Source organism: Mesorhizobium sp. M1C.F.Ca.ET.210.01.1.1, assembly GCF_004791585.1.
Taxonomy (GTDB): Bacteria; Pseudomonadota; Alphaproteobacteria; order Rhizobiales; family Rhizobiaceae; genus Mesorhizobium.
Map to the genome: position 1 here is coordinate 1 of NZ_SRUU01000067.1, position 9366 is coordinate 9366.

At 63.4% G+C, this 9366-nt stretch carries 9 protein-coding genes and 1 pseudogene; 1 reads left to right on the forward strand and 9 read right to left on the reverse strand.

Annotated features, from left to right (window positions below; translation table 11 throughout):
* The 8 genes from EN853_RS32665 to EN853_RS32700 form a co-directional block, all read right to left on the reverse strand.
* Nucleotides 1-161: helix-turn-helix domain-containing protein (locus EN853_RS32665; RefSeq protein WP_135856013.1), on the reverse strand; the 161-nt coding region annotated here is incomplete at its 3' end.
* A gap of 56 nt (nucleotides 162-217) precedes the next feature.
* Nucleotides 218-1453, reverse strand: a complete 1236-nt coding sequence (locus tag EN853_RS32670) for an HlyD family efflux transporter periplasmic adaptor subunit (RefSeq protein ID WP_127863019.1) — start codon at nucleotides 1451-1453, stop codon at nucleotides 218-220.
* 5 nt (nucleotides 1454-1458) lie between these two features.
* Nucleotides 1459-3822 (reverse strand): FtsX-like permease family protein, encoded by a 2364-nt coding sequence (locus EN853_RS32675; RefSeq protein ID WP_127863018.1) that lies wholly within the window; start codon nucleotides 3820-3822, stop codon nucleotides 1459-1461.
* Between the two features lie 5 nt (nucleotides 3823-3827).
* On the reverse strand, nucleotides 3828-4535 hold the full coding sequence (locus EN853_RS32680; protein WP_127863017.1) for an ABC transporter ATP-binding protein: 708 nt from the start codon (nucleotides 4533-4535) through the stop codon (nucleotides 3828-3830).
* 28 nt (nucleotides 4536-4563) lie between these two features.
* Entirely contained in the window at nucleotides 4564-5754 is a 1191-nt protein-coding gene (locus tag EN853_RS32685) for a methionine adenosyltransferase (protein ID WP_127863016.1), read from the reverse strand.
* A gap of 52 nt (nucleotides 5755-5806) precedes the next feature.
* A complete protein-coding gene (locus tag EN853_RS32690; RefSeq protein WP_127863015.1) occupies nucleotides 5807-6487 on the reverse strand; it encodes an isoprenylcysteine carboxylmethyltransferase family protein in 681 nt (226 codons plus the stop codon).
* Nucleotides 6484-6741 carry a DUF2933 domain-containing protein gene (locus tag EN853_RS32695; protein WP_127863014.1) on the reverse strand — a complete coding sequence of 86 codons (258 nt, stop codon included), beginning with the start codon at nucleotides 6739-6741 and terminating at the stop codon, nucleotides 6484-6486. The genes EN853_RS32690 and EN853_RS32695 overlap by 4 nt, the downstream gene beginning before the upstream one ends.
* Nucleotides 6742-6885: 144 nt before the next feature.
* Nucleotides 6886-7326 carry a hypothetical protein gene (locus EN853_RS32700; RefSeq protein ID WP_127863013.1) on the reverse strand — a complete coding sequence of 147 codons (441 nt, stop codon included), beginning with the start codon at nucleotides 7324-7326 and terminating at the stop codon, nucleotides 6886-6888.
* A gap of 303 nt (nucleotides 7327-7629) precedes the next feature.
* Between EN853_RS32700 and EN853_RS32705 the strand changes: the two genes are divergently transcribed.
* A complete protein-coding gene (locus EN853_RS32705; RefSeq protein ID WP_127863012.1) occupies nucleotides 7630-9243 on the forward strand; it encodes a caspase family protein in 1614 nt (537 codons plus the stop codon).
* A gap of 6 nt (nucleotides 9244-9249) precedes the next feature.
* On the opposite strand, the pseudogene EN853_RS32710 reads toward EN853_RS32705, so the two are convergent.
* A pseudogene (locus EN853_RS32710) lies at nucleotides 9250-9366 on the reverse strand (IS630 family transposase); the annotation flags it as partial.

A 9366-nucleotide genomic window follows, 5' to 3' on the forward strand; every position in this document is an offset into this window, starting at 1 on the left:
AGCGCCTCCAGCCCTTCATCCTGGTAGCGGTTGAAGATCTTGTAGCCGGTCTTGCGCGAGATGCCGAATGCTCGGCACACCTCGCTCATCCCTTCTCCCTCGAGAAGACGGGCCACGAAACGAAGACGTTCCTCCATCACCGAACACTCTCTCCACGGCATCAACACCTCCGGCCAAAGCCAAAAGTGTTACCCATGTGTCCGGTACGTTCCGTCACCTATGTCTCGGGTCGCTCATATCGAACGTTCCGCTCGTGCACGGCAACCCCGTCGCCCACCCGGTCGCTCGGGTGCAGCACGACCCGATCGCCTTCCGAGAGGCCCGACTCGACCTCGGCCACCTTGTTGTCCCGGCGGCCGATCTTGACCACGGTCGTACGCGCGCGTCCGTCCTTGGCGAGATAGACAGCCCAGTCATCGCCCTGCCGGAACAGTGCCGCTACCGGGACGGTAAGGACATTGTCGCCTTGCCAACTCGTCACGTGCACGATCACACGATAATCGTGCCCGAGCTGCGACCACATTTCGGCGGGGTCGACGATATCGATCTCGGTGTGGACGCGCTGCTCCTCGATCCCAAGCGCCGAGACCTTGAGAAAACCGGCTGGGTCGACCCGCGTCACCTTGCCCTGAAGCGCGCGCCCGCCCCAGCCGTCGATACGAACGGAGGCACCGGGCCTGATCTGGACCGCGTCGGTCGAGAGCAGGTCCGCCGCCACCTGCAGATCGCGCGGGTCGCCGATCTCGACAAGCGGTGCGCCCGGCTGGACCATGCCCTCGCTCTCCTGAACGATCTTCAGGATGCGGCCACTCACTGGCGCACGAAGTTGGATGCAGCAAGCCGGATCTGATTGTGGAACATCTCCGGCGGGCTGGCCGAGCCGCGCCTGGATCATCGCCTGTTCGTTGCGCCGGACTTCGACCTGCGCCTTCGCGCTCGCCAAGGCTGCCTCGTTGGTGTCGACTTCGAACTTCGCCTTGTCGAGGGCATTCTGCGAAATCGCTCCGGACTTGGCTAGCCTTCCCGCGCGATCGAGTTCGGTGCGCGAATATGCAAGCGCCGCCTCAAGACGTTTCACCTCCGCCTCCGCGAATGTCACGGCCGCTTCGGCCGCCCCAAGCGCCGCCAGCAACTCCTCATGTGTGCGGACATCATGAAAGCTGGGGGTGGCCGGCTGCATCACCGCCACCACGGTCTCGTCCTTGGTGACCTCGTCCCCGACATGATGCGGCGGCGAGATCCTGAGGACCTTGCCGGCGATTGGCGCCGACACCGTATAGATGTGCCGCACCTGGGTCTTGGCTTCATCGTCGACCGTGACCTCCATTGGGCCCTTGGCAACTGTCGCTAGGTCAACGAGAATCGGCTGCGGCCATGCGAACCACACCGCCGCCGCGGCGACCAAGCCAAGGGCCGCAATGCTGCCGATTTTCTTCATCCAGTTGGTGCGCATGGTCTTCAATCCCGCGTCTTGAGAACAGCAACGAGGTCGAGTTGATTAACCCGCCTGCGGACGATCAGGGCTGAGAGCACAGCCGCTGCAATGACAATCGCGCTGGCGAAAACATAGGTGGCAGGCTCGACGACCAGGCGCACCCGCATCAGTTCCCCGGCCAGATTCGTCTTCATGATCCAGGCAAGGCCGTAGCCTATCGCCCAGCCAGGCGGCTGCGCCATCAGGGTCAACAGCGCGAGTTCAAGCAGCAGGATGCGCAGCACCTCGCCGCGGGTGAAGCCCAGGACCCGCAGGCTCGCCAGCTCTCTGGCGCGTTCGGACAGGGAGACGCGGGCGTTATTGTAAACCACGCCGAACGCTATGACAGCCGCGAGCCCCGTGTAGATGCTGGACATCGTCGTGACCAGCAGCGCTACGACATCGCGGAAACTGGCGAGAGACGCCGTCCGCAGAGCCAAGCTGCTCACGACCGGCATGGTCTTGACCGCTGCGTAGAACTCGTCCTGCCTGTCGGTGTCCAGGCTGACATTGATGCCATTCGCCATCGGCGCTTCGCGCAGCAGCCTGGCGAGCGCTTCCTGATCCATCATCCCGCGCATGCCGAGATAGTCCTCGACCAGCGCCGCCACGGGAAGCGAGACGGTGCGCCGCTGGCCGTCGAGCAAATCGACTTCGACAGTGTCCCCAACCCGCACCTTGAGGATCTTGGCCAGCATATCCGAGATCGCGAGGCCTGATTGCGGCAGGACTACAGGCTGCAGGTCGGCATCGATGATGCGGTTGAGCTCCGCGCCGGGCGGCCTGGCGCGGATCATGATGCGGCGCTCGACATGGCCGTTGCGGATGCGGACCGGGACTTCCCGGTAAGGCTCTGCGTTCAGAGCTCCGGGAAGTCTCGCAATCTGGAAGGCCACTTCCTGAGGGCGCTTCTCGAAGAAGCTCACGGTCGCGTCCTGGCGATCCGCGAGAAAGTAGGTGACGTCGATAAGCTGCTCCATGGTGCCCCCGGTGAAGAGCGACACGATCAGGATTGCCGTAGCCAGCGACATGCCGAGCGCGGTGAAAGTGGATCGAACTGGATGACGCGCGATGTTGCGCAGCATCATCCTCGTCGGTTGCGATACCACGCCGGCCAGGCTGAGCCTCAACGGCAGCGTTCGGTGGAAAACCGGTGGAGCCGGCGGCTGCATGGCGACGGCAGGAGCCAGATTGACGACTTCGCGCAAGGCGCGCAGCGCGCCTACCGCTGCGGCAAGCAGGCTCAATCCCGCCGCTGCGACGTAGAGATCGGGACTCTTGGTGAACAGGAGAAAGGGGAAGCGGAAGAAGTCCGCGAATATTCCGGTCACATAGCTGCCGAGCCAAGTGCCGACCACGCTGCCGATAACGATGCCGACCGCCGTGATGATGCCCACGAATTTCAGGTAGTGCAGGACGACGCTGGCGTTGCGGTAGCCGAGCGCCTTCATAAGGCCGATCTGTTCGCGCTCGAGGGAAACGAGGCGGCTGAGAGTAAGGTTCACCAGGAACGCCGAGACCAGCAGGAAGATCGGCGGCAGCGTGCGGCTCATGTTGTTGAGCATGTCGAGCTCGTGATCGAGCCAGGCATGCGATGTCTGGTCCTTGCGCCCGTAGGCAGCGCGCCCGCCATAGCGGTCCAGCAGGTCGTCAAGACGCGTCATCGCCTCGCGCTCCGACGTTCCCGGCAGCAGCTTCAGCGACACGGACGAAAAGGCATCTTCCAGATCGTAGGCGCTGGCGAGGGTCCGTTCGGACATCCAGATGACACCGAAGCGGCGGCCGTCCGGCATGATGTCGCCAGGACCGACCGCATAGATGTACTCGGGAGAAAGGGCGATGCCGACGATCCTCAGGTCGCGCTTGCGGCCGTTGAGGATTGCCGCGAAGCCTGAGCCCAGGGTGAACCGGTGTGCTTCGGCGAAGTTTTCATTGACGACGACTTCGTCGTCGCGGCCGGGATCGGGAGTTCGGCCGGCACGCATATAGAGGCGATTGAGCTTCGGCTCGCCGACCTCGGGCAGCGAGACGACCACGCCGGTGGCCGGTGCGGTCTGGCCCGGTATGTCGAGGAGGGCGAACTGCGCGATCCGCGCATCGACGGCCGCGACGCCGGGAATTTCCGCGATCCGGCGGACGAGCGCCCTCGGTGCCCGCCGCGCCGTTGCGAAGACATCGGCGAAACCGTAGCGCTCGTAATAGGCAGTCCTCGTCTCATCGAGAGAACGGTACGAGCCGACGGCGAGAAGAAGTGTCGCCACCCCGCCGCCGACCACGAGCGCAATGGCCAGCGCCTGCGCCCAAAGGCGCACCAGGTCACGGAAGAGTTTTGTGTCCAGGGCGCGCATGCCTTTCACCACTGAAGCTCGCTGACGGCGCGGCGGGCCTCGTTGGTGACGGCCTTCGATATCTGCCCGTCGCTGAAGAACAGGACCCTGTGCGCGACTTCCTGGATGATGGCGTTGTGGGTGATGATGACGGTGGTCGTGCCCAGCTCGGCATTGACCTTCATCAGCGCGTCGATCACCCGAACGCCCGTCCTGGAGTCGAGCGCGCCTGTCGGCTCGTCGCAGAGCAGCACCTCCGGACGCTTGGCGATCGCGCGGGCGATGGCGACGCGCTGCTGTTCGCCGCCCGACAGCTGCGCCGGAAAATGATGCATGCGCAGCTCCAGCCCGACGAGAGCGAGAGCATTCTCGGGCCGCATCGGATCGTCGGATATCTCTGTGACCAGCGCGACGTTCTCGTAGGCCGTGAGGCTGGGGATCAGATTGTAGAACTGGAAGACGAAGCCGACGTGGCGGCGGCGATAGGATGTCAGTCCCCGGTCATCGAGGTCGGTCAGCCGCAGATCCTTGAACGACAGCTCGCCGCTGGTCGCGTGATCGAGCCCGCCCATGATGTTGAGCAGTGTCGATTTCCCGCTGCCCGAGGGGCCCAGCATCACCACCACCTCGCCGGCGAAAATGTCGAGATCCACGCCGCGCAGCGCGTGCACCTCCGTCTCGCCCGAGACATAGGTCTTGGTCAGATCCTGAGCTGCAAATACTTTTTCAGCCATGATTTTCGAACCTGCCTCGGCCGCGTCCTCAAAACGTGGCTATCCTGCCAGCGACGAAATCTTCGATGAGCTTCGGAATCCTGTTCAGGCGATCTGCTGTGATTGCCTCCGCGGGTCGCTTGATCTCTGCGATCGGGAAGCCGTCGCGCGTCGCGACTTTCAGTTGCACGAGGGCGGGTCGGGTCACCGGCTCGCCGATCCGGCTCACCAGCATGCACTCGGCGGCTACGACCTCGGACAGGGCAGCACAGATCGTCTCGGCGATATCACGCGCCGCGATGTTGTAGATCTTCCCGACGTGCGACACCGGGTTCTTGCCTGCGGCCGCTTCAAGGCTCATTGGCCGACAGGGAGTGATCAAGCCATTGACCCTGTTGCCGCGGCCTACCTGGCCGTCGTCCCCAGCCTCGGCCGATGTCCCGGTGACGGTGAGATAAAGCGCACCTTGGGACGCTCCATCGGCGGCATTGACGTCCACATCGGACTCCGTGAACCCGTGCTGTTCGGCAAGTTCTGCCACGAGTGTCCGAAGCGCGGATCTCTCGGCAAAATAATCGTCGCCGTGAGCGAGATGACGTCCGATCATGGCGCAGGCGACGGTCAGGCGGACCGACTTGCCTTGTTGAACACCCATCACCTTTACATCTTCGCCCCATGCAGGATGTTCGCGCATCCGGTCTCTTCCGTTGATGTGCCGTTCCACGTCGAGCACCAGAGCTTCAAGGGCGCTCATCGGCGCATAGCCAACGCCGATCGAAGTATCATTGGCCAAGGGAGCTTCAGGCGTCCGCAAAAACAGCTCCTGCAGGTCCGCTGAACCGGGTCGGGTCAGCACGTGAAACCGGACGTCACGTTCCGCATCGAGCGCGTGCAGGCTGGATTTCAACCAAGACCTGGATCCCTCGACCGCTATCTCTTTGATCGGAATATGTTCCCCGCCGATCTCAGTTGTGGCCCTGCCCGCCAGATAGATGTTTATCGGACTGGTAAGAGAGCCGCCCCCGAAAGCCGGCGCCGAGCGACCGCCCAGCAGAAGCGCTTTGTCCACGTTGTGGTGAAGGATGCGATCGAAGCGTCGAGAATACTCCTGACACAGATTGCGCGAGAATGTTTCGGCAAGGGCATCGCAGATGGTGTCCGGGTGACCCAGTCCCTTGCGCTCGACGACTTCGACAGGGTCGTTGGGACCGTCATATGCCGTCAGGACCAGTCCTGGCATCGATGCGGTTTCTGGGAGCGACATCGTCGGGCGTCCGACTACGAATGACTGATCATGATGGCTTGCCTTCACCGGACTGGCCGCTCAATCGGGCAAGGACGCGATCCAGCGGCGGCAGGAATCCCGGGACATTTTTCATGTATGCGCGATACGCGTCGCCGAACTCGGCGATCGCCTCGCGCTCCTCGGCCCGCGCCAGCCTCACATACATGACGACCAGCACCGGAAACATCGCCAGCGTCAGCAGCGTCGGCCATTGAACGAGGAAGCCGAGCATCACCAGGACGAAGCCGACATATTGCGGGTGGCGGATATAGCTGTACGGTCCGCTCACCGCGAGAGAGCGACCCTGCTGCGCGTCGTAGAGAACCCGCCATGCCGCCGCGATCAGCCAGAACCCGCCGCCGATGAGGACGAAGCTCAGCAGGTGGAACGGTCCGAAGTGTGGATTGACCCGCCAGCCGAACATCATTTCCAGCAGGTGCCCGGCATCGTGCGAGAACCAGTCGATCCCTGGATAGCGCGCCTGCAGCCAGCCAGACAGAAAATAGATGGTGAGCGGAAACCCGTACATTTCCGCGAACAGCGCGACCAGGAACGCGCTGAACGCGCCGAACGAACGCCAGTCCCGCCCGGTCTGCGGCTTGAAGAAGCTGTAGGCGAACAGGATGAAGACGGCGGAGTTGACGATGACCAGGCTCCAGAGGCCGTAGGCTTGTGTCTCGGCGCTCATGACGGATTCCTTTCGTCGGGCTGGTTACGGTGACCGCCGTGCCCGCCATGGCCATGTCCTCCGTGCATGAAGAAATGCATGAAAACGCAGCCGAACGGCAGCAGGTAGAACAGCGCGCCAAGGACATGGGCGCGGTGCTCGGTGAAGAGCAGGAACCCGCCGATCGCAAGGAAGCCAAGCAGGACGAGACCTGCTCGCGTGGCCAGAAAAGACCCTTGCGGATAGTCGTGGTCCGAGTGGTCATGTGTTGACATTGAGGTCTCCTATTCGGCGACGAGGCGGTCGCGGAACGTCACCTTGGGGCATGAGATTCCGAACGCGTTCGCGACCGGCGCGGGCGTTGGCCCGGCACGAGGAACGGCTCGTCGGCAAGCGTAAGATTTGCGCCGACGAGGTCGTCAGAGAACGGAACGAGGAGGGCGAAAGGCTTCGTCAGGCTTTGTCAGCGTCAAGCCTGCCTGGTCCAGCAAAGCAGGGGCGTCAGGCCCCGGTACAAAGCCGATTCCGGGCGTCGCCGCCGGAATGAGGGCCGGACAACCGAAACAGTGCCCGCCCCCGCACAGGCTGCAATCGGCCTGGGCCGCGCCGTCGTGACAGCCTGTATCATCCGCAGCGGTCGCCGACGGAACGCCCTTCGTCGAGGCCGCTCTATCCACTTTGAAGTCTGCAATTGACAGGACGACCTTGGCTGGCGAAACGCGTTGGAAAATACCGAACTCATGCGCCCGCGCCTGGCCTGAAGGCGTCAGCGGCAGGAAAAGGGCAAGCCCGAACGCGAACATGATCGCGCCGAGGATCCGATAGTCTCGCTGCCAAATCTGCCAAGCTCGCTCAAGCACAGCACGGCTTCCAGGTTCTTCACATTGCCGATGATTGCCTACTCATTTCAAATGCGCTTTGACGTACGTCAATCCGATCGAACCCGGTTCTAGGCGGGCTCCCTCAAGACATGCGCGTCCGGTGCGGCAAGGACGCGGGCTGAAATCGACAAGGCAGTCGTCGGCTGGCACCCACGTTTGAAGCGAGGAGAGCCACATTCAAACCCGCTGATGTGTTATATATTTCATGGAAGGGGCTGTCCCCGCATGAAATTGCGACTGGAACAAGCAGGCAAAGCCGCAACTTGATTGAAAGTGCGCGCGATGAGGTTCTGGGCCGTCATTGTTGGTTTGATTTTCCTGGCCGCGGCCGGTCTGCCGCAGGCGAACGCCCTTGCCGCCGGCGGCAATCGGGTCGCCCTGGTCATCGGCAATAGCAAGTATGTCTACGCGCCGGCCCTTCCCAACCCCGCCAGCGATGCGCGCCTGATGGCCGACGTCTTGCGCAAGGCGGGGTTCAACGTCATCGAAGGCGTGGACCTCGACTATGCCGGAATGCGTGACCGGCTGAACAAGTTCACCGAGGCCTCCTACGACGCCGATACGGCGCTGATCTACTACGCCGGCCACGGCATGCAGGTGAACGGCAAGAACTACCTGATCCCGGTCGACGCCGAGCTTACGGCTCCTGCGCATCTCAGGACCCGCACCGTCCAGATGGACGAGCTGCTCGCCGCTCTCCCGCCCGACCCGGCCGTCGGAATCGTCATCCTCGACGCCTGCCGCGACAATCCGCTGGCGAGGACGCTCGCGGCTTCGCTGCCGAAGAGCCGCTCGACCACAGCGCCGGGCCTGGCGCCCATCGATGTCAGTTCAGCGGATGTCGGCAGCGGCGGCGTCCTGATCGCCTTTGCGACCGATCCAGGCGCCGTGTCCTATGACGGCAACGGCGCCAACAGCCCTTACACGATGTCGCTGGCCAGGCATCTTGCCGAGCCGGGCGTCGAGATCCAGAGCGCGCTGACCCGGGTTCGCGGCGAGGTGACCGCCGAAACCGATGGGCGCCAGCGGCCCTGGCACAATGCCTCGCTCGGCCGCGAGGTCTTCATCGGCCCGCAAACGCCGCCGCCGGCCGCCCCGGCACCGCAGCAATCCTCCACTGAGACTCCAGCCGCACCCGCGGGCACGGATGCGCGCGGATGGGAAATCGAGCAGCGCGTGTGGGACGAGGCCTCGAAGCGCAACACGCTCGCGCACTACGAAGCCTATCTGCAGCAATTCCCCAAGGGAGCGTTCGCCGATCTCGCCCGCCTCAACATCGATCAGCTCAGGAAGCCGCCGATCACCGTCGGCAAAGCACCGGCCGCTGTCGCCGATACCGAGAGCGACGCGCCGCGGTCGGCGATGGCGGCGCAGCCTCCGGCCGCGGCACCCAGTCCGGAAACCGACGCCGGGACCGAATTGACGGAAAGCGCGATCGGCCTCGATCGACAGGCAAGGATCGATCTGCAGGAAAGGCTGCTGGCGACCGGTTACGACCTCGACGAGGCCGACGGCGACTTCGGCATCAAGACGCGCCGTGCCATCGGCCGGTGGCAGGAAGAAAACCAGCTGCCCCCGACCACCTTTCTGACCCCTAAGCAATATGCCCGCCTGAAACTCGACACGGACGACGCCGTGAAAAGCTACCGCGCCAAGCGGGCGTCGGAAGCGAAGAAACAGGAAAGCGCCACGTCGCAAAAGACGCAGAAGCCGCAACCGGTCGTTCGTGCGAAGCCGAGACGTGAACAGCAGCGCGAAGCGGCCAATCCAAGAGCGGCGCCGAGAGCAAAGGCGACGGGACGGAAGTCCGGGTTTCGCACCTGCAGCGGTATTGACGGCACCTTTGAGGTTCCCGCCTCCCAGAGATGCCCTTTGAGCGGCTACGCGCATTACTAGAGCGCTTCAGGTTTTGACGGAAGCGTATCCGGCGTTGTTGAAGTAGTTTGAGCATTCGTCGGGTTCTATGGTGGCGACGAGGTGTCCGATGTGTCGCCAGGTGTCGTCGATGGTTCGCTTCTG